This is a genomic window from Acinetobacter sp. SWAC5, from assembly GCF_003419885.1.
GTDB classification, from domain to species: Bacteria; Pseudomonadota; Gammaproteobacteria; order Pseudomonadales; family Moraxellaceae; genus Acinetobacter; species Acinetobacter cumulans.
On the sequence record NZ_QUWR01000017.1, the window covers coordinates 45636 to 70173 of the forward strand.

The 24538-nt window shown below is 39.7% G+C and carries 22 protein-coding genes; 7 read left to right on the forward strand and 15 right to left on the reverse strand.

Going from position 1 to position 24538, the window contains the following annotated elements; all coding sequences use genetic code 11:
* The first annotated feature begins 242 nt into the window (after positions 1–242).
* The 3 genes from alaS to csrA all read left to right on the forward strand — a co-directional run bounded on the left by alaS (position 243) and on the right by csrA (position 5004).
* On the forward strand, positions 243–2936 hold the full coding sequence (gene alaS, locus DYI81_RS12905) for an alanine--tRNA ligase (RefSeq protein WP_171356362.1): 2694 nt from the start codon (positions 243–245) through the stop codon (positions 2934–2936).
* A 291-nt stretch (positions 2937–3227) separates the two neighbouring features.
* Positions 3228–4508, forward strand: a complete 1281-nt coding sequence (locus DYI81_RS12910; protein ID WP_106986353.1) for an aspartate kinase — start codon at positions 3228–3230, stop codon at positions 4506–4508.
* Between the two features lie 241 nt (positions 4509–4749).
* On the forward strand, positions 4750–5004 hold the full coding sequence (csrA, locus tag DYI81_RS12915; protein ID WP_004989721.1) for a carbon storage regulator CsrA: 255 nt from the start codon (positions 4750–4752) through the stop codon (positions 5002–5004).
* 82 nt (positions 5005–5086) lie between these two features.
* Here csrA and rnhB read toward each other — a convergent pair whose 3' ends face one another.
* Both rnhB and DYI81_RS12925 read right to left on the reverse strand, forming a co-directional pair.
* Positions 5087–5665 carry a ribonuclease HII gene (rnhB, locus tag DYI81_RS12920; protein ID WP_117007749.1) on the reverse strand — a complete coding sequence of 193 codons (579 nt, stop codon included), beginning with the start codon at positions 5663–5665 and terminating at the stop codon, positions 5087–5089.
* 63 nt (positions 5666–5728) lie between these two features.
* A complete protein-coding gene (locus DYI81_RS12925) occupies positions 5729–6112 on the reverse strand; it encodes a hypothetical protein (RefSeq protein WP_117007750.1) in 384 nt (127 codons plus the stop codon).
* Between the two features lie 218 nt (positions 6113–6330).
* Between DYI81_RS12925 and DYI81_RS12930 the strand changes: the two genes are divergently transcribed.
* Positions 6331–6885 (forward strand): cytochrome b, encoded by a 555-nt coding sequence (locus tag DYI81_RS12930; RefSeq protein WP_117007778.1) that lies wholly within the window; start codon positions 6331–6333, stop codon positions 6883–6885.
* Between the two features lie 68 nt (positions 6886–6953).
* Here DYI81_RS12930 and DYI81_RS12935 read toward each other — a convergent pair whose 3' ends face one another.
* The 4 genes from DYI81_RS12935 to yaaA all read right to left on the reverse strand — a co-directional run bounded on the left by DYI81_RS12935 (position 6954) and on the right by yaaA (position 11457).
* On the reverse strand, positions 6954–7310 hold the full coding sequence (locus DYI81_RS12935; protein ID WP_130125662.1) for a hypothetical protein: 357 nt from the start codon (positions 7308–7310) through the stop codon (positions 6954–6956).
* A gap of 89 nt (positions 7311–7399) precedes the next feature.
* The gene (locus DYI81_RS12940) at positions 7400–8401 is read right to left on the reverse strand and encodes an adenosine deaminase (RefSeq protein ID WP_117007751.1); all 1002 of its coding nucleotides are present in this window, start codon (positions 8399–8401) and stop codon (positions 7400–7402) included.
* A 68-nt stretch (positions 8402–8469) separates the two neighbouring features.
* Positions 8470–9792, reverse strand: coding sequence for an NCS2 family permease (locus DYI81_RS12945; protein WP_106986484.1), 1323 nt, complete (start codon positions 9790–9792; stop codon positions 8470–8472).
* 885 nt (positions 9793–10677) lie between these two features.
* On the reverse strand, positions 10678–11457 hold the full coding sequence (yaaA, locus tag DYI81_RS12950) for a peroxide stress protein YaaA (protein WP_117007752.1): 780 nt from the start codon (positions 11455–11457) through the stop codon (positions 10678–10680).
* Positions 11458–11581: 124 nt separating this feature from the next.
* On the opposite strand from yaaA, the gene DYI81_RS12955 reads away from it, so the two are divergent.
* Positions 11582–12211 carry a hydrolase gene (locus DYI81_RS12955; protein ID WP_117007753.1) on the forward strand — a complete coding sequence of 210 codons (630 nt, stop codon included), beginning with the start codon at positions 11582–11584 and terminating at the stop codon, positions 12209–12211.
* Positions 12212–12260: 49 nt separating this feature from the next.
* Here the strand turns inward: DYI81_RS12955 and DYI81_RS12960 are convergent, their stop codons facing one another.
* From DYI81_RS12960 to pheA, 5 genes are all read right to left on the reverse strand, one after another.
* Complete coding sequence (locus tag DYI81_RS12960; RefSeq protein WP_106986481.1) at positions 12261–12716, reverse strand: hypothetical protein; 456 nt, start codon at positions 12714–12716, stop codon at positions 12261–12263.
* 188 nt (positions 12717–12904) lie between these two features.
* A complete protein-coding gene (locus DYI81_RS12965; protein WP_117007754.1) occupies positions 12905–13273 on the reverse strand; it encodes a hypothetical protein in 369 nt (122 codons plus the stop codon).
* A gap of 111 nt (positions 13274–13384) precedes the next feature.
* Positions 13385–15634 (reverse strand): bifunctional prephenate dehydrogenase/3-phosphoshikimate 1-carboxyvinyltransferase, encoded by a 2250-nt coding sequence (locus tag DYI81_RS12970; protein ID WP_106986479.1) that lies wholly within the window; start codon positions 15632–15634, stop codon positions 13385–13387.
* Between the two features lie 3 nt (positions 15635–15637).
* Positions 15638–16729, reverse strand: a complete 1092-nt coding sequence (hisC, locus tag DYI81_RS12975; RefSeq protein ID WP_117007755.1) for a histidinol-phosphate transaminase — start codon at positions 16727–16729, stop codon at positions 15638–15640.
* 71 nt (positions 16730–16800) lie between these two features.
* Positions 16801–17910 (reverse strand): prephenate dehydratase, encoded by a 1110-nt coding sequence (gene pheA, locus DYI81_RS12980; protein ID WP_106986477.1) that lies wholly within the window; start codon positions 17908–17910, stop codon positions 16801–16803.
* A gap of 485 nt (positions 17911–18395) precedes the next feature.
* Between pheA and DYI81_RS12985 the strand changes: the two genes are divergently transcribed.
* The gene (locus DYI81_RS12985) at positions 18396–18914 is read left to right on the forward strand and encodes a DJ-1/PfpI family protein (protein ID WP_117007756.1); all 519 of its coding nucleotides are present in this window, start codon (positions 18396–18398) and stop codon (positions 18912–18914) included.
* 56 nt (positions 18915–18970) lie between these two features.
* Here DYI81_RS12985 and DYI81_RS12990 read toward each other — a convergent pair whose 3' ends face one another.
* The gene (locus DYI81_RS12990) at positions 18971–20113 is read right to left on the reverse strand and encodes an acyl-CoA dehydrogenase family protein (RefSeq protein WP_117007757.1); all 1143 of its coding nucleotides are present in this window, start codon (positions 20111–20113) and stop codon (positions 18971–18973) included.
* 251 nt (positions 20114–20364) lie between these two features.
* Positions 20365–21711 (reverse strand): dicarboxylate/amino acid:cation symporter, encoded by a 1347-nt coding sequence (locus DYI81_RS12995; RefSeq protein ID WP_117007758.1) that lies wholly within the window; start codon positions 21709–21711, stop codon positions 20365–20367.
* A gap of 402 nt (positions 21712–22113) precedes the next feature.
* Between DYI81_RS12995 and DYI81_RS13000 the strand changes: the two genes are divergently transcribed.
* Positions 22114–23106 (forward strand): glycosyl transferase family protein, encoded by a 993-nt coding sequence (locus tag DYI81_RS13000; protein ID WP_117007759.1) that lies wholly within the window; start codon positions 22114–22116, stop codon positions 23104–23106.
* Between the two features lie 75 nt (positions 23107–23181).
* Here DYI81_RS13000 and DYI81_RS13005 read toward each other — a convergent pair whose 3' ends face one another.
* Together DYI81_RS13005 and DYI81_RS13010 are read right to left on the reverse strand one after the other, a co-directional pair.
* Positions 23182–23451, reverse strand: a complete 270-nt coding sequence (locus tag DYI81_RS13005) for a YeaC family protein (protein WP_117007779.1) — start codon at positions 23449–23451, stop codon at positions 23182–23184.
* Positions 23452–23454: 3 nt separating this feature from the next.
* Positions 23455–24393, reverse strand: coding sequence for an NAD(+) kinase (locus tag DYI81_RS13010; RefSeq protein WP_106986472.1), 939 nt, complete (start codon positions 24391–24393; stop codon positions 23455–23457).
* Positions 24394–24538 lie beyond the last annotated feature (145 nt).

The following is a 24538-nucleotide window of genomic DNA, read 5'->3' on the forward strand; positions in this document are numbered from 1 at the left end:
AAAACACAAAACAATCTAAAATAAAAATAAAGCAAAAATTCGACAATTTTCAGAGAAATGCATGATTCCCTTTGAATTGTATAAAAAGTCATAGAGATAGCCGAAAATCATTGGTCACCACACCTTTTTCCGTTATAATTTAGCGTTTTTAAATTTTATGTCAGCATCTCAAGCCAGCTTTAAATTTTTGTAAGACTTGCTTGATATGCTATTACCAAATCGAAATTAGGAGAGACTTGGTTGTGAGTACTCGTTTTATGACATCAGCTGAAATTCGCGAAGCTTTTTTAAGCTATTTTGAATCGCAAGGGCATACACGTGTCGCGTCGAGTTCTCTGGTACCTGCCAACGACCCAACATTACTGTTCACAAACGCAGGTATGAACCAGTTTAAAGACTGCTTCCTTGGTCTTGAAAAACGTGACTACGTTCGTGCAACTTCTTCACAAAAATGTGTACGCGCAGGCGGCAAACACAACGACTTAGACAACGTTGGTTATACAGCACGTCACCACACATTCTTTGAAATGTTAGGTAACTTCTCTTTCGGCGATTACTTCAAACGTGATGCGATCACATTTGCATGGGATTTCTTAACCAACGAAAAATGGTTAGGTCTTCCAAAAGACAAACTTTATGCCACTGTTTATCACACAGATGATGAAGCTTTTGATATCTGGAACAAAGAAATTGGTCTAGATGCATCTCGTATTATCCGTATTGGTGACAACAAAGGCGGTCAATACGCATCAGATAACTTCTGGGCAATGGGCGACACTGGCCCTTGCGGTCCATGTTCTGAAATCTTCTTTGACCATGGCGACCACATCTGGGGCGGCCTACCAGGCACGCCTGAAGAAGATGGCGACCGTTTCATTGAAATTTGGAACAACGTATTCATGCAGTTCAACCGTACTGCTGACGGCGTACTCCACCCTCTTCCTGCACCTTCTGTAGATACAGGTATGGGCTTAGAACGTATTTCTGCAGTTTTACAGCACGTAAACTCAAACTACGAAATCGACCTATTCCAACACTTGCTTAAAGCTGCGGCTGAAATCATTGGTTTAGATACCACTGAGCTTGAAGCAAAAGCTCAAGCTGAAGGTAAACCTGTTGAATACCCAGCATCTTTAAAAGTTGTAGCTGACCATGCACGTTCATGCTCATTCTTAATCGCTGATGGCGTAAATCCTTCTAATGAAGGCCGTGGCTATGTACTGCGCCGTATTATCCGTCGTGCAGTACGTCATGGTAACAAGCTTGGCGCAACAGGTTCATTCTTCCACAAAATGTTGAAGCCACTTATTGAAGTGATGGGTGCTGCTTACCCTGAACTTGCTGCACAGCAAGCGCGTATCGAAGCACAACTCTTGAAAGAAGAAGAACAATTCGCAAAAACTTTAGAGCAAGGTTTGAAATTGCTTGAAGGCGAATTGGCACAACTGAAAGGTTCTGTAATTCCTGGTGAAGTGGTATTTAAACTTTACGATACTTATGGTTTCCCGACTGACTTAACTGCTGACATTGCACGTGAACGTGAATTAACGATTGACGAAGCTGGTTTTGAAGTTGAAATGGCTGCACAACGTCAACGTGCACGTGATGCAGGTAAATTTGCAATCGACTACAACGCTGTTGTTAAAGTTGAAGGTGAAACTCAATTCGACGGTTACGATGCAACTGCGGGTGAAGGTCAAATCATCGCAATCTACAAAGATGGTGAGCAAGTTGATGAAGTGGTTGAAGGCGACGAAGCTTTAATCGTATTAAACCAAACACCTTTCTATGCAGAAAGTGGCGGTCAAATCGGTGATACAGGTATCTTCAAAAACGATACAGGTATTTTCGAAGTTCAAGATACGAAAAAATCTGGTGGCGCATTCGTACACCAAGGTATTGTGACTATGGGTAACTTAAAAGTTACTCAAAATGTAGAAGCAACTGTAAAAGCAGACATTCGTGCAGCTACTGCGCGCAACCACTCTGCAACTCACCTTCTACATGCTGCATTACGTCAAATCTTAGGTACTCACGTACAACAAAAAGGCTCATTGGTTGCGTCTGACATTTTACGTTTCGACTTTGCCAACGACCAACCTGTTTCATTTGAACAGCTTCAAGAAATTGAACGTCTTGTAAATGCCGAAGTGATTGCTAACACTGCTGTTTCTACTGAACTTCTAGACATCGAATCTGCGAAAGCAAAAGGCGCGATGATGTTGTTTGGTGAAAAATACGGTGAAGAAGTTCGTGTACTTTCAATGGGTTCAATCATTGAAGAGAAAAACTTCTCAATCGAATTGTGTGGCGGTATCCACGTTAAGCGTACTGGCGACATCGGTTTGTTCAAAATCACTTCTGAAGGTGGTGTAGCAGCAGGTGTACGTCGTATTGAGGCAGTTACAGGCACTAAAGCAATTCAAGTTGCTCAAAAAGCAGAACGTGATATTCACGCAATTAACGATTTGCTTAAAGCGCAAAAAGATCAAACTTTAGAAAAAGTTGAAGCTTTGTCTCACACCGCATCTAGCCTGCAAAAGCAAATTGAACAATTGAACCAAAAATTAGCAAGCTTCCAAGCTACTGAGCTTTTGAGTCAAGTTCAAGACATCGCAGGTCGTCAAACTTTAATTACCACTGTTCAAAATGTAGATGCGAAATCGCTTCGTAACTTACATGACGGCGTGAAATCTAAGCTAGATAATGCAGTGATTGTAATTGCAGCAGTTGATGCCGATAAAGTGAGCTTAATTGCTTCAGTTGCTAAAGAATTTACAGCAACTGTTAAAGCGGGTGACATCATCAAACACCTTGGCCAAGAGCTAGGCGGTAAAGGTGGTGGTAAACCAGATATGGCTCAAGGTGGTGCGCCTTATAGCGACAAACTCGAAGCTGTAATGAGCGACCTTGTAGCATGGTTAGCTGCAAAATAAGAGCAAATATTAAAAGTTGATCAAGCAATTTTGATCAACTTTTGTATAAAAACCAAACAAACGTCAGACTCATGTGGATTTTTTAATGATGCATAAGTGCTAACGTGATAAAAATGATGGAGTCCACGAGAAAGCACTCTGCCCACTTGCGGACAAAAATGCATTCTCTTAAATAACCGTGAAAACAGTTATTTAAACATGCGTGGTATATTAAAGCCGCCCCGAAAGGACGGCTTTAAATATGTAAAAGTGCTTTAAGCCTTGCGGCTTATATACTTGGTAAGGATAGTTATGGCATTAATCGTTCAAAAATATGGTGGTACCTCAATGGGTACTCCTGAGCGCATTTTAAATGTTGCTCGTCGTGTAAAGCGTTGGCATGATCACGGTCACCAAGTTGTGGTGGTTGTTTCTGCAATGAGTGGCGAAACCAATCGCCTACTTGCTTTAGCGAAAGCCATTACCGAAACCCCTGATCCACGTGAATTAGACCAAATGGTGTCTACAGGTGAACAGGTAACGATTTCTATGTTAGCAATGGCGCTCAATTCTATTGGCGTTGCAGCAACATCACTAACAGGCCGTCAAGTCGGCATTAAGACTGACAGCGCTTTTACCAAGGCACGTATCGAATCGATTGACACTGATGTGTTAACTTCAAATTTAGATGCTGGTCGCGTAATTGTAGTTGCTGGTTTCCAAGGCTTTGATGCAAATGGCAACACAACAACACTTGGCCGTGGTGGCTCAGACACTTCAGGCGTAGCGATTGCCGCAGCACTTAAAGCAGACGAATGCCAAATCTACACAGATGTAGATGGCGTGTATACGACTGACCCTCGTGTTGCACCAAAAGCGAAAAAAGTTGACCGCATTTCATTTGAAGAAATGCTAGAAATGGCATCTCTTGGTTCTAAAGTTCTACAAATTCGTTCTGTAGAATTTGCAGGCAAATATCAAGTTCCGCTACGCGTATTATCAAGCTTTGATAATGACGATGACGGCGCATTTGATGAAGAGTTCAAAAAGAACGTTGGTACACTTATTACGACTGAATTGGAAGACAACATGGAACAACCAATTATCTCTGGTATCGCATTTAACCGTGACGAAGCTAAATTAACGATTTTAGGTGTTCCTGATGAACCAGGTATTGCGTCTAAAATCTTGAAGCCAATTGGCGATGCAAACATTGAAGTGGATATGATTATCCAAAATGTTGAAGAAGATGGTACAACTGATTTCACATTTACAGTTAACCGTGGCGAACTTGCGAAAGCGAAAAAAATTCTTGAAGAAACAGCTCAAGCAATTGGCGCTCGTGAAGTTGCAACACGTGATGACATCGTAAAAGTATCGATCGTTGGTGTTGGCATGCGTTCACATGCTGGCGTAGCAAGCAAAATGTTTACTGCCCTAGCTGACGAAGGCATCAACATCTTGATGATTTCTACTTCTGAAATCAAAATCTCTGTAATTATCGAAGAAAATTACTTAGAGCTTGCTGTACGTTCTCTCCATACTGCTTTCGGTTTAGACCGTGAACATGGTGAATCAAGCGCTCGTGCGTAATTAATGTGTCAAAAATTGTCATTGTTAGACAGTATTTGAAAAACATTACAAAAAATCAGAGCCACTATAGTTTTTCTTATAGTGGCTCTGTTATATTAACTGTGAGGATATTAAGAAAAGAATCAGAATAAAATTCGTAACAATGACGGTTACAACTTCTGATATATTTTCTTTGCTTTTTCAGGTTGTGTTTTTACATTCTAGATCAATTGCAGGTTTAGCGTTTTGCAAGGAGATAAACATGCTGATTCTGACTCGACGTGTCGGAGAAACATTGATGATTGGGGACCAAGTCAGTGTGACTGTACTTGGCGTTAAAGGCAATCAGGTGCGCATTGGCGTAAATGCTCCAAAAGAAGTTTCTGTTCATCGTGAAGAAATTTACCAACGAATTCAACATGAACGCGCTATGCACGAACACCTACAGCATCTCGATCAAGATTATCAACCTTCTTTTGAAGATGATAATTTTTCACAGAACAATTTTAATCGCTAAGATTAAAACTGGTTTGAATATAAAGCGGCTCTTGAGCCGCTTTAAATTTATCTATCCATTGTAATACCTTGAACCATAATACTTATTGGTTTTGCATTTGCTCTATGACCTTGCGCACTGGCCCAAAGCTACGACGATGCTCATCAATCACGCCATGTAAAGCAATCGCCTCAAAATGTGCCTTGGTTGGATAACCTTTATGTTTAGCAAAACCATACTGAGGATATTTGGCATCTAATGCCACCATGTCATGATCACGTGTTACTTTCGCCAAAATACTGGCTGCCGATATTTCAGCATGCAGTGCATCACCACCAACAATCGCATCACAGCTCATGGTTAAGCCTTGTGGCACTTTATTACCATCTACCAGCAAATGGTCAGGCTGAATCTCTAATTGCTCTACCGCACGTCGCATTGCAAGCAACGAAGCCTGTAAAATATTAATCTCATCAATTTCAGCTGCTGAAGCTTCAGCTATAGCCCAAGCCAAAGCCTTTTCTTTAATTTCCACAAAAAGCTTTTCACGTTTTTTTTCCGTCAGCTTTTTAGAGTCATTTAAACCTTCAATTGGGTTGTTTGGATCTAGAATAACAGCAGCAGCCACTACCGAGCCAACTAAAGGACCACGACCCGCTTCATCCGCACCGGCAATACGCATATTTTTTCCTCAAATATAAAAAGCGGCCGAATTCGACCGCCTTTTGACACAATTTTATTGTGCTTAGTTTTTCAATACTTCAACAACACATGCATTTAATGTTGTTGTTACTAATTTATTCACCAATGTTGCTTGAGATGTTTTATCCATCGCAGCAACTACAAGATCAGTCGCAGTCACGCTTGTTGTCGCCTTCTCACCTACACAAGAACACACCTCAGTTTCTAATTCTTGTTTCTTGCTTTCAGTCAATAATTTAGAGCCTGTTTTCCAATAGGTGTTGTTGTTAATTTCAGTCACACATTTCGCCTGAACACCAACTTTTACCGCCATCATTGCTAGGCTGTTACCTGTATTTGCTGTGGTTGAGCCTGTTGTGCCATCTACAGTCGCACATGCAGTTAAAGCAAAAGCGAGGGGAGCAAGTACAGCTAGTAATTTTTTCACTATTTATCCTTTGTTTTGGTGTAAAGATGCGCTATTTTGCCGAAATTTTCACACTGAATAAACTGCTAATTATAAAATTTAATACAGATGCACAATTTATGTCATCCCACTCAGCGTTGCAGTATATTAACGCTGAGTTCTATCTAAACTATAGAGCGCATCAGCAAACTCGATTAGCATTTCCACTGACTCAACCCACAACTGCCCAGCAACTCAATATGAATAAAAACATAGAATATTACACACGTACGGCTCAAGTCCTGCATTGGCTCATGGCGATTATTTTCATTGTCGCTTGGATTATTGGCTTCTATAGCGGTAACTTTTTAAGTTATGACAATGACGGAAGCTTTAAAGGCCAAGTCATTACCTTACATAAAAATATTGCGACTACACTGATCTTTTTAGTCGTTGTCCGTATATTTTGGCGTTATACCCATCCTGCACCAGCGCTACCAGATAGCATGTCAAACGGTATGAAAAAATTTGCTCACTTCGGGCATTTAGCTTTGTATTTCGTTTTGCTTGCATTACCAATTACAGGTTGTTTATTCAGTTGGAGTGCAGGCCATCCCGCACCACTATTGTATTTATTTGAAATCCCTCGCCTTGTACAAGACAATCCCGCACTTTTAGCTGTGGTAAAACCTTTACATATTTATATTTCGTGGGCGGCAGGTTTGTTATTAGCAGGCCATATTTTAGCTGCACTCAAACACCACTTCATTGATAAAGACAATGTACTGAAGAGCATGATAAGACAAGGTAAATAAACGAGAAACTAAATAATCGTTTCAAGCACTCTATAGTTTATAACTAAAAAATAACAGGCAAAGTGCTGTTATTTTTTAGTTTTAATCACACAACTTTTAATGCTATTGAGTGTTGCCTTACGAATGAGTTGATTTTTCGCCTCCTCACTCAACAAAGCCTGTGTAATTTCATTCACAGTCACGTCATTCAAAGCATTTTCCCCCACACACTGACATACCTCTGCTTCAAATTGCTTTTTATTATGATCAGTCATTAAAAATGTTGAAGCCTTCCAAACATTAGAGTCCTTTAATTCTGTTATACATTGACGCTCAATCACTGGCTTTAGCATTTTAACTGCCAGACTTTGCGATGCTGCTTGTACAGATGTCACACTAAAGAACATGCTCATCAAAAGCACCATCGACTTAAATTTTGTTTTCACTTGATACCCATTTCAAACTATAAATTGAATAAAACCATTAAGAAAAAGCATAAAAAGGCAGCCCAAGCTGCCTTTTTTGTGACCTAAAATTACACCAAAGATGTAATTTTAGAAATCCATTGTTGCTTTTCAGCATCTTCTATAAATGATGCTTCAAATGAGTTTATAGCCAATTGCTTCAACTCATCATTGCTTAAGTCTAATGCTTCTGCAATAGCAATAAAGTTATCATTCATATAACCACCGAAGTACGATGGATCATCTGAATTGACTGTGACATGCACACCCTGTTGTAGCAAACGACGAATATTATGCTCCGTCATATCTTGCACAACACAAAGCTTTAGATTTGATAAGGGACACACTGTTAACGGCATTTTTTCAGCAATTAAACGCTGCATTAACACTTCATCTTCTTCAGAACGTACACCGTGGTCGATTCGGTTTACTTTAAGTAAATCCAAAGCTTCCCAAACATATTCTGGCGGGCCTTCTTCACCTGCATGTGCCACAATCAAGAAACCATTTTCACGCGCTTTCGCAAATACACGTTCAAATTTAGCAGGTGGATGCCCTACTTCACTTGAGTCTAAACCTACGCCAATAATCTGGTCTTTATAAGGTAAGGCTTGTTCAAGTGTGGTAAATGCAGCTTCTTCGCTCAAATGACGCAAGAAACACATGATTAAGTGCGAACTAATGCCCAGCTTTGTTTTCGCATCATCACATGCACGTTGCAAACCATCGATAACCGTTTTAAAAGCTACACCACGATCTGTATGTGTTTGCGGATCGAAAAACATTTCTGTGTGTACAACATTGTCTTCAGCACATTTTTCAAAGTATGCCCAAGCCAAATCATAAAAATCTTGTTCATGTACAAGTACATTTGCACCAGCATAATAAATATCTAAAAAAGACTGTAAATTATGGAAGTTGTACGCTTGTTTAACTTCTTCTACAGATTTGTAGGGAATCTCAATCTGATTGCGCTGGGCAATCGCAAACATCAGTTCAGGCTCAAATGTGCCTTCGATATGAACATGTAATTCAGCTTTTGGTAAAGCACGGATGAGCTCAAGTCGATTCATACTTTATTCCTCTTTAAAAATAAAAAAGGGTGCAAACTGAGTTTACACCCTTATTTGTGCTCGGAGAATTAACCGCCAAACAACGCAAATTTTAATACCCAAAGCACAGCAATAATCCATACCATATACGGTACAGTAGATGCTTTGCCTGTACATAATTTGATTAATGCATAGCTAATAAAGCCCATTGCAATACCATCTGCAATTGAATACGTAAATGGCATAAATACAATAGTCAAGAAAGCTGGAACAGCTTCAGTAATGTCTTCCCAGTCAATATGCGTAATGCCTTGAATCATCAGCACACCAACAAACAACAATGCCGGCGCTGTTGCAAAACCAGGTACTGACTGTGCAAGTGGTGCTAAGAACAAGCACGCAATAAAGAGCAAACCTACAACTACAGCTGTTAAACCAGTACGACCACCAGCAGCAACACCCGCAGATGATTCGATATATGGTGTTGTAGAAGATGTACCTAATGCAGCACCTGCAACAATTGCAGTTGAGTCAGCAAAAAGCGCTTTCTTTAAACGTGGTAACTTACCATCTTTCAGTAAACCTGCACGGTGTGAAACACCGACTAAAGTTCCTGTAGAGTCAAATAAATCAACCAAGAAAAATACAAAAATTACCCCGATTAAACTTGCCGTGAATAAGCCTTCAAAGCTCATTTGCATGAATGTTGGAGCAATTGATGGAATAGCACCCACCACACCTTGGAATTCATTATAGCCAAGTAAAGTTGCGATAGCGGTAATGGCAAGAATACTAATAATGATTGCGCCACGAACTTTAAAGTGATGTAAAATAACCACCATTAAAAAGCCAAGCAAAGCAAGCAATACAGACGGCTGCTTCAGATCACCCAATCCCACCAAAGTTGCTGGATTATCAACAATAATGCCTGCATTTTTGAGTGCAACAAGTGCCAAGAACAAACCAATACCACCACCGATTGCCAGCTTCAATGACATTGGAATGGCATTGACAATCGCTTCACGAATTTTAAACAAGCTAATCGCAATAAAGACAAAGCCTGAAATAAATACTGCACCCAAAGCCGTTTGCCACGGCACGCCCATGCCCAAACATACTGAGTATGTGAAGAAAGCGTTTAAGCCCATACCTGGTGCAAGAGCAATAGGATAATTTGCAATGATCCCCATTACCAAACAACCAATTGCTGCGGCTAAACACGTTGCAACGAAGACAGCCCCATGATCCATGCCTGTTTCAGACAAGATCATTGGGTTGACAATAATGATATAACACATCGTTAAAAACGTTGTTATACCTGCCAGCACTTCTGTACGAAAGCTGGTTTTATTTTCACTCAGCTTGAACATACGTTCTAGCACACTTTCGGAAGACGGATTAGGAGTCGTCATGACCTAGCCCCTATTAAGTAAACTTTATGCCTTAAGCATTCCACAAAGTTAAACACAGCACTGCATATGCTTAAATTTGTGCATGTCGAAGCACTACAATTCCAGCACTGTTCATTCAGAACAAAATATGCACAAACAATCAATAAGTTAAGCTTAACAAGCTCAATCATTATCAATCGTAAACAAAAAAGCTGCATAACAGTTATGCAGCTCTATTTACCTGAATTAAATCATAGGTTTATTTAACTATGAATATGATCTAACCCTATGCGAACAGAATTATAACACAGGGATTTTTTAATGTTTCTAAATTTTAAGTTTAATCGTTTTTTAATATATATAACATATTGGTTTTATTGAAGTCTTATAAAAAATTAAGAAAAAAATTATAAAAATAAATTTGAACTCAAAAGTCAGCACACGATTTTAAAGTTTGTTTTTTAGCCTTATTTAACGCTTGATGAAAAATTTTCTGAATTTTGCAGATGCTCTTCTCCAACCAGCTGATCTACATTTTGCTGTCGCTTGGCTTCTGCATCGTTATATACCAGCATGCATAGCCCACCAACAAGGCTCAAGAAAATTAAAATCACAAATGTCTTCATAACTAAAAATTATTGTTTTGCTAACTTTTGCTAATAATAACAAAATGAAATACAAAAATGTGACTCAATAGACATTTATTTTATTTATTTGAATTAATATACATTTTTTTGTAATTTTACGTAACTTCAATTTCTAGCAAGATCTTTATTTTTCGAGTTTTTAGCATAAGGAATATGACATAGTATCCATATACAAGAGCGACGAATGACATATTTAGTTCTACAAAAAAAAGCAGACCCATGCAAATGATCTGCTTTCATCTCGTTTATTTAAACTGAATTAAGCGACTTGTTCATCTCTTTTGAATACTAATTCACTTGATGTCGAATTGGTTGCATCAAAATAATAACCATCACAATTAAATGAACGGATATCTTCAATTTTCTCAATTTTATTTTCAATTAAATAGCGTGCCATCAGGCCACGTGCTTTTTTAGCATAAAAGCTAATAATTTTATATTTGCCATTTTTTTGATCCAAAAACACTGGGCGTACAATTTGTGCTTGGATTTTGCTTTCTTTCACCGACTTATAGTATTCGTCTGACGCCAAATTCACTAGCAATTCACTCCCAGCCTCAGACAAGTCTTGGTTAATGAGCTGGGTAATAATATCATCCCAGAACTCATATAGATTATGTCCACGTGAGTTTTGTAGCTTAGTTCCCATTTCCAAACGGTACGGCATCATTAGATCCAAAGGACGCAATAAGCCATACAAACCTGATAGCATGCGCAAATGCTTCTGTGCATAGTTAATTTGTGCATCATCTAAATGATATGCATCTAATCCTGTATATACATCACCTTTAAATGCAAATAGCGCTTGACGAGCATTTGAAAAATTAAAATCTGACTGCCAATCCCTAAAGCGTTCTACATTTAAATTTGCAATTTTTTCACTCACACCCATCAAACTGGCTATTTCAGATGCTGACAGCCTACGACTTACGTCGATAAGCGCTTGTGAATGTTCTAGCAATCTTGGTAATGTGTGCTGATCTGTAGGTAATGCAGTTTCATAATCTAAAGTTTTAGCTGGGGAAATTAAAGCGAGCATAGATAACTTGATTAAAATTTAAGTAATCAAACTATAACAGTAGACTTATTTTATTTCCAATCTGTGTTTTTACTGAGCATTATCGGTAGAATACTGCATTCTCCTGCTATTTAATCTATTTGTTATGTCTGAACAAATTTTCCTTCAAGGCCAAGCTGGCCAAATTGAAGTTTTTGTAGATTATCCACAGGGTGAAGTGAAAGGATTCGCGGTAGTTACTCACCCCCATCCCCTACAAGGTGGAACACCACAGCATAAAGTCCCAACTTTACTTGCTCAAATGTTTTTAGAGCGCGGTTGTGTTGTGTATCGTCCTAGCTTTCGTGGTTCTGGCCAAAGTGCGGGCGTTCACGATGAAGGTAATGGCGAAACGAAAGACACCTTAGATGTCATTACCTATGCACGTAGCCAACATGCAGACTTGCCTTTCTTTGCAGGCGGTTTTAGCTTTGGTGCACATGTCATGGCAAAATGTTATGCCATGCTTGCCACTGAGCTTCAGCCTGTACAAACCATCTTATGTGGTTTACCTACAGCAACTGTTGCTGGTGTACGTCCATATGTGACGCCACACATTAAAGGCGATATCCTCTTCATTCATGGCGAAGCAGATGATGTCACTTTATTGTCAGATATGATTCAATGGGCGAAACCACAACGTCATTTAATCACTGTGTTGCCTGGTGCAAACCACTTCTTCACAGGTTACTTAAAGCAATTGCGTATTGCGATGACACGCTTCCTCATTAACTAATATAAATAAGCCGTTTAAAAATAAAAAAGCCAGTCTCAAACTGGCTTTTTTATTTTATCTTTGATGAATCACACTGATTTTTCCAAAGCAATACATCATCAAGCTTAGGACCACCTAAAATCTCTTTCGACTTTAATACCAAATGCCCAAGCTCTGTACTACTGACTGCTAAAGTAACACCCAGCAATACATCTAAATCATAATATTCATCATAGTGAGCAATTTTAACGGCTTCATCATGTGCGATTTCAGTATAACTCAGCGCAGCATTGGCTTTATTAAAATACTCACCATCAACCAATGCATGTGTATTGTGGAGCACATCAATACGCTCAATTGGTGAACCACTTTGATTAATACAATAAAGTTCGCGCCCTTCGCTACTTGGTCTACAGCTGAGCCAAATATAGGGACGGTCATTTTCTTTTATGGCCCGACTCCATCGACCATAAGCTGAACCAGGATTCCATTCAAATTGCTCAGTGATACGTTTTAAATCAAACATCGACTTCCTCCAGACATGGATTGGACGGAATTTCACACATCTTAAAGTACCCAAACATTCCGTTCATGAACTTTCTAAAGTCCACTTTTCTTTATTCGTTTTCTCTTGAGTATCATCATATAACTTAGATTTCGGTCAGCATAGCATGAAGCGACATATACTGACGCGAAGAACCCCAAAATCAAAATTTAGCCTTTCCAGCTAAATTGACTGAATGCATCATCTTCTTTCAATGAGCTTTCAACAGCTTGTGCCAATTGATTAAGCAAACTTTGCTCAGTAATGCGCTCCAACCAATCTTGATCCTCATCAGGATAAGACGTAATTTCACAGACTAAATGACCTTCAGCATTATGCCCTTGGCAGGTTACAGAAAGTGGTAGCTCATGATTATCTACACTGACCGCAACACGGTCAGCGCCTTGAGGCAATACTTCAAAGCCATATTGCCCCAGCTTGCTTGCCAAAAGATCCGCGACGTGCTTTTGCGCCACAGTTGAATCTACTTCCTTTGCTTGATGTTGCTCACAGTTGGCTGCAAATTGTAATTTTTTCATGATCAAACCCTAAAGGCATTTTTGTTGTATGGTTTTAGAATAAGCAATAAATGCAAAACAGCCAAGCTTTTGCTTGGCTGTTGTCTAACAAATAATCAGTTTTAACAATTTTTATTCTGTTACTTCAATTGCTAAGCCCGCTTTCGCTGTTAATTGTGTAAATGTAGGGAAACTGGTTGCAACTGTTTCAGTACCTACAATTTTAATTGCGCCCGAAGTTCGTAAGCCCGCAATTGAAAAACTCATTGCAATACGGTGATCGTGATGTGATTCAATTTCACCACCTGTGAAAATTGAGCCCCACTCACCTGACTTACCCTTACCTTCAATAATGATACCATCATCAGTCGGCGTACAATCAATACCCATGATCTTCAAACCATCTGCCATCACTTGAATACGGTCAGACTCTTTTACGCGAAGCTCAGCAGCACCAGTTAAAACTGTTTGACCTTCTGCACAAGCAGCCGCAATAAATAAAGCTGGGAATTCATCAATCGCCAACGGCACTTGATCTTCAGGCATGTGAATACCTTTGAGTGTACGCGTACCTTGAATACGAATATCAGCAATCGGCTCACCACCTGCAATTCGTTCATTTTCAACTGAAATATCCGCACCCATTTGCTTTAATATTTCAATCACGCCAGTACGTGTTGGGTTAATCCCAACCGCTTCAAGCGTAACATCCGCACCTTCTGTAATGGCAGCACCCACCATAAAGAAAGCTGCTGAAGATATATCTGAAGGCACTTGAATATTGGTACCCACAAGCTTACCACCGCCTTGTAGCGAAATACGGTTACCTTCTGTTTTTACATCATAACCAAATGCACGAAGCATACGCTCGGTATGGTCACGTGTTGGCTCAGGTTCAGTTACCGAAGTCTCACCCTCAGCCCAAAGTCCCGCAAGCAAAATACCTGATTTTACTTGGGCTGAAGCCATAGGCAAATCGTATTGAATGCCTTTTAAAGCTTGGCTACCAGAGATAGACACTGGTGGCGTACCACGCTCACCCGTCGTTTGAATTTGCGCGCCCATTTCACGTAAAGGCTTCGCAATACGCTCCATTGGTCGTTTAGACAATGACGCATCACCTGTCATCACCGAATCAAATGCTTGCGCAGATAACATGCCTGAGAGCAAACGCATCGATGTACCAGAGTTGCCCATATACAATGCACTTGCAGGTGCTTTTAAACCATGTATGCCCACACCATGAATCGTAACTTCACCATTTTTTGGGCCTTCAATACTCACTCCCATGTCACGGAATGCTTGTAAAGTTGCAAGTGCATCTTCACCTTCGAGAAAACCAGTCACATGTGTGGTGCCTTCAGCAATCGCACCAAACATGATTGAGCGGTGTGACACAGATTTATCCCCTGGCACTGTAAATTTACCTTGGAAATTCTTTTGGCCCGGTAAAATTGTAAATTGCTGTGTCGTCACTTTGTTTTTCTCCATCAAGGGTTTTTTAGCCAGCATGTGATTAAAGTGCTGTCGTGCTGCTTGCGCATGTCCGAGCAATCCCATCAATGCTTGCGAGTTTTCATCTTCAATCAACTTGCGCAAAGTCGTTAGCTGCTGTTCAAAGCCATCGACTGCATTTAAAATTGCCTTTTTATTGGCAAAAAAGATGTCATGCCACATTTGTGGATCGCTGGCAGCAATGCGTGAGAAGTCACGGAAGCCACCTGCTGCATAACGGAAAATATCTAAATTGTCTTCACGGTTGGCCAATTGCTCAACCAAATTGAATGCCATAAGATGCGGTAAATGACTGGTGTGAGCAAGCACCTCATCATGCTTGTCCACATCCATACAAATGACCTCAGCTTTGGCTGCTTGCCACAGTTGAATGAGTTTATCTACTGCCCAATCTGCGCTACTTGGCAAAGGTGTCAAAATAACCTTATGGTTAGCAAATAAATCGACTTTACCTGCGTGTACCCCTGTATGCTCTGCTCCAGCAATTGGATGGCCAGGTACAAAACCAGCAGGTAATTTCTCACCATAAACTGCTTTTGCTGCCTCTACCACATTGCCTTTGGTACTACCTACATCCGTAATAATGACATTTGCGCTCAAATACGGTTGAATAGTTTCTAATACCTTTTGTGTCGCACGTACAGGTAATGCCAAGACCACTAAATCTGCGCCTTTTACAGCATCAATCGGATTGGTATAACCCGCCTGAATCAGACCCAGCGCTTTCGCATCATCTAAAGTTTTTTGCGATCGCGTCGAAGCGACGATTTCCGTTGCTAATTTTTCAGCAATGATCACTCGAGCTAGACTTGAGCCAATTAGCCCAAGGCCAATAAATGCAACTTTTTCAAACAGTGGCGTTGCCATAATTTACGCTTTTGCCTCTAAACCCAGCACCTTAGCCAAAGCAGCTAAGAATTTTTCATTTTCTGCTTCAGTACCAATTGATACACGAAGATGATTTGCAATTCCGACATGACGCACAATCACACCTTCTTTAAGTAAAGCTGCGAATGTTTGTGCAGGATCTGCATTTACATTGATTAATAAGAAGTTCGCACGCGAAGGTTCAAAACTTAAACCTAATGCCGTTACGCCAGCTTCTAACTGCGCCATCCCCGCTTTGTTCACGACACGTGATTGCTCAATAAACGCTTCATCTTTGAGCGCAGCAACTGCCGCCACCATTGCAAGGTGGTTCACGTTAAACGGCTGACGAATACGATTAAGGTAGCCTGTCACTTCAACAGAAGCTAAAGCAAAACCTACACGAAGTGCAGCTAAGCCATAGCACTTTGACATCGTGCGACTAACAATTAGGTTTGAATACTGGTCTAAGAACTTCAAACTGTTAAAGTTTTCTGGGAAATATTCCACATAAGCTTCATCCAATACCACAATCACATTGCTTGGAATTTTTTGCATAAATGCATCAAATTCCGCTTCTTCAAACCAAGTCCCTGTTGGGTTGTTTGGATTTGCAATAAAAATTAATTTGGTATTGGCTTGAACAGCAGCAGCCATTGCATCTAAGTCGTGTGAAAAACCTTTTGCAGGCACTTCAATGGCTTGTGCATTAATTGCTTGAGTCACCAAGCCATAGACAGCAAATGCATGCTGGCTGTACACAACTGAATCCTTTTCAGATACAAAACTGCGTGCAAAAATCTCGAGTAGATCGTTTGAACCATTGCCTAATGTAATACGGTCGTGTACCACGCCAAATTGTGCCTGAATTTGGTCTTTTAAAATAAAACCACCACCGTCTGGATAACGGCCAATTTCAGCTAATTCAGCAGCTACCGCTTCTTTTACTTTTGCTGAGCAACCCAATGGATTTTCATTAGAGGCCAATTTAACAATATCAGTAATCCCCAACTCACGCTCAAGCTCACTGATTGGTTTACCTGGTTGATAAGGCTTTAATTTTGCAATGCCTTCATTGGCTGGGACAAACGTCATTTTACACTTCCGATTATTTCAAGTAATAAAGGTGATGTGCATGCAAACACACACAAATCACAGTTGTGAACTTAGAGCACCGCAATTGGGTATGAGCCCAACACACGAACTTCTTTAACTAAAGGTCGAATTTCTTCAATGGCCGCTTTGACATTGTCTTGCTCAACGTGGCCTTCAAGATCAATAAAGAACACATAGGCCCATTTTTCAGGCAATGCAGGACGCGTTTCAATACTTGTTAAGCTGATATTGTGTTTGGCAAATGGTGCTAAAATTTCTAACAATGCCCCAGCGCGGTCATGTGCAGAGACCAGTAATGACGTTTTATCATTACCTGACTGTGGCACTTTCTCGCGACCAATAACCAAGAAACGTGTCGTGTTTTCTGGGTTATCTTCAATATTGCTATGTAAAATTTCTAAGCCATAAATACTTGAGGCAACCTCAGATGCAATGGCTGCCGAATGCCATTCATTACGAATACGGCGCGCAGCTTCTGCATTTGAGCTTAATGCAACACGTTCAACACCAGGATAATGTGCATCTAACCAACCACGGCACTGCGCCAAAGTTTGTTGATGAGCATAAATTTGTTTGATGCTGTCTTTACGTGTGTTTTCAGAAATTAAGAATTGGTGATGAATTGGCAATTCAACCTCACCAATAACATTTAGATGTGATGTCTTGAAACAATCTAGTGTGTGATTGACTACACCTTCAGATGAGTTTTCAACAGGCACTAAACCATAATGCGCACTGCCTGCTTCAACTTCACGGAATACTTCATCAATAGTCGGTAAAGGGCGAATGACCGCATCCTGACCAAAATGTTTTAAAACTGCCGAATGAGTATATGTACCCACAGGGCCTAAAAAAGCAATACTTTGTGGTGCTTCTAAAGCCAAGCATGCCGACATGATTTCACGGAACAAACGAGCCATGGTGACATCAGACAATGGGCCTTCATTGCGATCCATAACTTTACGTAAAACTTGCGCTTCACGCTCAGGACGGTAAAACAGAGGATCTTCTTCTGAAGCAAATTTTGCTTTTGCTACTGCCTCTGCCAATTTAGCTCGACGGTTAATCAATTGCTGAATTTGCATATCCACTGAATCAATATCTTCGCGGATTTGAGCTAGGTCAAGAGAAGCCTTCGTGTTTTGATCGTCGTTGATCATTGTTATATCGCCCTTCAAAAACATGGTTTGCAAACAAGTATAACAATAGTTAGCTTTCAAATGTTGCGCAATACGACTTTCATTGATTCAGCCTTAAAAACAGACAGTTGTTTAAACTATCCACATGATTTCTGCCTTTATGCTTTGCTTAAATTATCATCTTCTTGTGTCATTCAATCTTGTTTTGTATATATACAACCCTGTTATTAAGTTATGAAAACTACAGGAATTTTCATGATTCAACATCTAAGCTAAAAAGCCAACTCAACCACTTTATTCATAAAAAATAGTTCAGTTATTCCAATTAAAATTTCATAAAAGAAATACCTTTCACACAAACTAATGCCCGAGTGCTAGGTCTTAAAAAAACACGATTAGAGTACCGAGGCTTGGTTACCTTTTCATACTTTATTATGACAAATATCGCACTTTATAAATGCAGACACGGTGTAATATTTTTTAAAAGATTTCTTGAGTCTCCGACCATGCCAAAAAATATTGCTGTACTGGTGACCCATAATTTTGAAGACACACATTACGACGAAACCGTAGAAGCCTTTCGTGCTGCTCGACATTCGATTTTAAATATTGAAGCACAAGCTGGTAAAATCATTCATGGTCAACATTGCACCAGCACCGTTACAATTGATCAAAGCATTGCAGAAGTTGACTTAAACAATTTTGATGCATTATTAATTCCCGGTGGCCATTCACATGACCTCCTCTCTCAAGATCTGCGCTATCTCGAATTTATTCAACATTTTGCCAATTCGCATAAATTAATTATGAGTATTTCAAATGCTCCACAACTGTTAATTCAAGCACGGGTTGTGGCAGGTCACTTAATGACAATTAACAAACCAAATGCATCGTCTTTAATAGATGCAGGTGCAGTCTATTATGATGTCAGTGTAGTAAATGATAATAACCTCTATATTTCTTCACCATCATCTACCGATTTACCTTATTTTATTCGTGAAAGTTTGATTGCCTTGAGCCAATAAAAAAGAACCCCAAGGTTCTTTTTTATGACTAAAACTCAATATATAACCATCTAAGCTTAACGGCCCAACATACTACGAACTACAATTTCTTTCATAATTTCGTTGGTTCCGCCATAAATGCGCTGGATGCGCGCATCAACGAAGAAACGTGAAATTGGATATTCAGTCATATAGCCATAGCCACCAAACAATTGTAGTAAATTGTCCGCGATTTTCATCTGCATATCCGTTGAAAAGCTCTTTAAGGCAGCTGCAGTTTCTACATCCAGTTTATTTTCCATGTAGAGCTCAACATTACGCTCATAAAATGCAATGGTTGCCAATTCATCAATTTTGGCTTGTGCCAATACAAAGCGAGTATTTTGGAACTGCCCCACCGCCTGACCAAAAGCTTGACGTTCTTGCACGTATTTTACTGTTACTTCAATCGAACCACGGATTGCACCTACAGCAGTCGCTGCAATTGCAGTACGTTCACGTGGAAGCTCTTGCATAAGATAAGCAAAGCCATGACCCGCTTGACCCAATAATTGCTCTTTTGGCACTTTTACATTGTCATAAAACAGCTCTGAGGTATCTTGTGAGTGCAGACCAATTTTGTCGAGGTTTGTGCCTTTCTTAAAACCGTCCAAGTGTGTATCCACCAACAGCAAAGACACGCCTTTAGCACGCGCTTGCGGATCAGTCTTAGCTGCCAACACCACTAAATCTGCATGCTGACCATTTGAAATAAAGGTTTTAGAACCATTTAATAGATAATGATCACCTTGTAAAATTGCACTACTACGCATTGACTGTAAATCAGAACCTGCACCCGGCTCAGTCATACCAATCGCGCCCACAACTTCACCTGTTACCATTTTAGGTAACCAGTATTGTTTTTGTTCTTCTGAACCAATATGTAAAATATACGGTGCCGCAATTTCAGAGTGACACGAAATACCTGTAGATAGTGCGCTAAAACCTGCACGTGCAGACTCTTCGACCAGCATTAATGAATAATGTGTTGGAACACCATAACCACCATATTCTTCCGGCACATCTACGCACAGGAAACCGTTATCACCTAAAGCATTCCATACAGAGCGTGGCATAATGCCTTCGCGTTCCCATTGCTCATAATGCGGTGCAATCTGCTCTTGCATAAAACGACGAAAGTTATCTCTAAATAATTCTAAATCTGCATCATAAGCAAGCATTGAACAGTTCCTTTTCAGATTGTTGTTTTTGAATACTCCCATCCTAGAGGAGTTTTAGAGGCACGTCATGAAGGAAAACTTTTGCGTTCAAAATGTATATTTTTCCAATGGCCCACAGCTGAACACAACAAAAATGACTTGGCTGAATGCCATGACATGATGTCTTGCAAGAAGTTCTATATCACCCAATAAACAATAAAAAAGGAAGCCAAAGCTTCCTTTTCTAAACCCAACTTTAAACTTCTGCCGAATTAAGCATGTGCTTGGTCTTGCTCTTCAAGCATTTTGCGGTCAACTTCTTCTGGATTTGCCAAATAATAATTGAGGCTTTCAACATCCAATTGACCTACCCATTTTGCAACCACAATTGTTGCTAATGAGTTACCAACCAAGTTAGTTAATGCACGTGCTTCAGACATGAAACGGTCAATACCTAAAATCAATGCTAAACCAGCCACAGGAATATGGCCAACTGCTGATAAAGTTGCAGCCATAACAATAAAGCCAGAACCTGTAACCCCAGCCGCACCTTTAGATGAAATCAACAATACTGCAAGTAATGTAATTTCATGTGCCAAATCTAAATGGGTATTGGTTGCTTGGGCAATAAAGATTGCTGCCATAGTTAAGTAAATAGACGTACCATCCAAGTTAAATGAATAACCTGTTGGAATAACCAAACCTACAACTGACTTTTCACAACCTGCAATTTCGAGCTTTTTCAGCATACGTGGCAGTACAGATTCTGAAGAAGATGTACCCAGCACAATGAGTAGTTCCTCTCGAATCATACGAATCATTTTCAAAATACTGAAACCACAGAAGCGTGCAATTGCGCCCAGTACAATAAATATAAACAGCAAACAGGTCACATAGAAACAAATGATTAATTGCGCCAATTGCGCTAACGAACCAATACCATATTTACCAATCGTAAATGCCATTGCACCAAATGCACCAATCGGTGCAAGCTTCATCACCATGTTTACAATGTTAAAGAAAACATGTGAGATTTGATCGATAAACTTCAATACAGGTTTACCTGCATCGCCAAGTTTATGCAGTGCAAAACCGAAGAGTAAAGCAAATAGTAATACTTGTAGAATCTCCCCTTCTGCAAATGCTCCAACAACTGTGTTTGGAATAATATGCATTAAGAAATCAACTGTGGACTGTGAAGCACCCGACTCAACATACTTTGAAATACCTGAAGTATCTAAAGTTGCTGGGTCGATATTCATGCCTACACCAGGTTTAGCAATATTAATTACAAGTAAACCAATTACTAATGCAAATGTAGAAACAATTTCAAAATATAACAGCGCAATACCACCAGTTTTACCTACAGATTTCATGCTTTCCATGCCCGCGATACCACTCACGACGGTACAGAAAATAACTGGCGCAATAATCATTTTAATGAGCTTAATGAAAGCATCACCCAATGGTTTTAATTGCTCACCCAAACCAGGTACGCTTTGCTTAACACCATTTACAATTTCAGTTGAACTTGGTGAGAAATGCCCCACCAAAACACCTAAAAAAATAGCAACAATCACTTGAAAATAAAGTGATTTATAAATTGGTTTTTTGGTCATGATAATACTTCACTACATATTTCTCATGATAAGAAATATTCAGTTTTTGTTTATTTAACACAAATAAACAGTTGAAACCCTTTTGCCCAGACAAAAGAATGCCTATATATTTAGCATGCTAAATACAGAAAAATGTGTATACGTAATTTTAATAATTACTTCAGGACCTGATAAAAAATCAGAATGGATCAGGAGATGAGTAATACACTCGAATTGGTTTAAATTTTACCTGTTTTTTAGTTTTTTGTTTTCCCACAATTGTTAATTTAGGTTAAATAACAAACACAACCTCTTAGACTATAGTCTCATAAGTGCTAGTTTTAGCGCCAAAATCAAGCTGAAATCTTGCATGCATACACGTAAACTAGGCTCAAATGTCATGCATAGCCTGAAAATATATTTATGAATACCAAACGAAATATTTATCAAGATTTTGAACATCCCTTTGCACAGTTTGTACGTATTATTGGTAAAGGCAAAAATGGCGCACGCTCATTAAGCTATGAGGAAGCCTATCAAGCTTTTAGCATGATTTTAAAAGATGAAGTCTTGGACGTGCAATTGGGTGCATTTCTCATGTTGTTACGTGTTAAAGAAGAATCTGTGGATGAACTTGCAGGCTTTGTACAAGCAACACGTGATCAGCTTAATTTTAAACCTCTAGCTGTAGATTTAGATTGGTCATCTTATGCAGGCAAGCGTAAACATTATCCTTGGTTTTTATTGGCAACACTAACACTTGCGAAAAACGGCTATAAAATTGTCATGCATGGGGCTTCTGGCCACACGCTTAACCGTGTTTATACAGAGCAAGTTCTCGAATATTTAGGCTATCCAATCTGCCAAACAGATACTGAAGTTGAAACTGCACTGAAGCAAAGTAATTTTGCCTATTTACCTTTACATGCTATTTCACCAATTCTAAGTGACTTAATTGCACTGCGTAATGTGATGGGCTTACGCTCACCAATTCATACACTTGCGCGTTTAATTAATCCTTTTAATGCCAAAGCCACCTTGCAAGCGATTTTCCATCCTGCATATCGCAGTTCACACCAACAGTCTGCCTACCGCTTAGGTTATCAAAATAGTGCCGTTATTAAAGGAGAAGGTGGCGAGTTTGAACGCAATCCAGATGCTAAAACTTTAATTTGTGGCATCCAAAATGGCGAGCTATATGAACATGAGTTAGCAAAGCTCACAGACAACCGTAGTCCTATCGAAGAAGAACTCGACCTTGCGGTATTTAAAGCTGTTTGGGAAGGCCAACGCACACATGAGTACGGCGAAGTTGCCGTGATTGAAACCATGGGCATTGCTTTATATACCATGGGCGTTTGTGCAGACTACCCAACTGCAATGCAACATGCTCGTAAACTTTGGCAGGCACGTTAAATATTGCGGTGAATAACGCCATAAAAAAAAGGATGCTAAGCATCCTTTTTTATTGATCAAAAAGACCGTATTACTTTAAATAAATTTAATTGGCTTAAATTCTTCTTCAGCATGAACATGAGAGTCACAATGCTCATCTTCTTCTTTCGTACCACGGTCAATATAACCACTACGTTCATCTTCAGGTAAGTTTTTAGCTTCCCACGCATAAACTGCTTGCATACAGGTTTGACGTTGTTCTTTTGTCAACGCCACGCCATTAGGCCATTTACCAATTTCAATTGCCGTTTTTAAACGACTAACAATTTCAGGATCGAGTACGGCCAGCATTTGTTCAATATTCATCATCTAATCCTGTTTTAATGAGTCAAAATCTTGGTTCCAACCAAGTTTAGTCCGGCATGCCATATAAAAGTCATAGCCTGGTGGATGGAGTAGATTAAGTTTAAATGGATGTTTACGGATATGTAAACTGTCCCCCACATTTAATGAAACACTATTTTGACCATCTGCGCTCACCATAGGCAATACACGGTTTTCACGAATCAAAATTTTAATTTCACTGTGCCCGCCCACCACAATCGGACGTGATGACAAAGTATGTGGGTGCATAGGGACTAAGGCAATCGCATCCATACTTGGATGTACAATTGGGCCACCGCCAGACAAAGCATACGCTGTTGAGCCTGTCGGCGTTGAAACGATTAAGCCATCACTGTGTTGACGATACACATACTGCCCATCGATATTCAGCTCAAAATCGATCATGTGTACAGAACGACCTGAATGTAGCACTACATCATTGAGTGCTATGGCATCGTAGATTGTTTCACCTTTTGAGCGGATTTCCATTTCTAATAAGAAACGACGATCCAGCTGAAACTCACCTTTTAACACTTGATCAAGCTTAAATAATACTTCTGTTGGTTTGATATCGGTTAAAAAGCCCAACCGACCACGGTTTACCCCAATAACAGGTGTATTGTGCTTGACCAGTGAACGTGCAGCATGCAGGAGTGAACCATCGCCACCAACGACAATCACCAGATCAACAACTTCGCCTAATAGCGCCTTACTGACCGTCTGCGTATTGGTATATGGCACCAAAGCTGCAGTTGCATTATCAAATACAGGATGCAGACCTAGACTTAAAAGATGGTCATGAATGAGACATAAAGTATCCACTACAGAAACTTTATCTGGACGTCCTATTAGTCCAATATTTCTAAATGATTTGTGTGAAATTTGCACCTGCGCCTTTGCTCCACTACGCTTCATGCCTATCATAGCATTAACGCATTTGTTTTAAAAAAAACTTTAAAGCCATTCATTACAACGGATTTCACTGTATATTTTGCATTCTTATACAGTTTAAATATTGCAAATTAACAAAAAGCTTCGCATGATTAGCACAATTTATCAGGGTCTTATC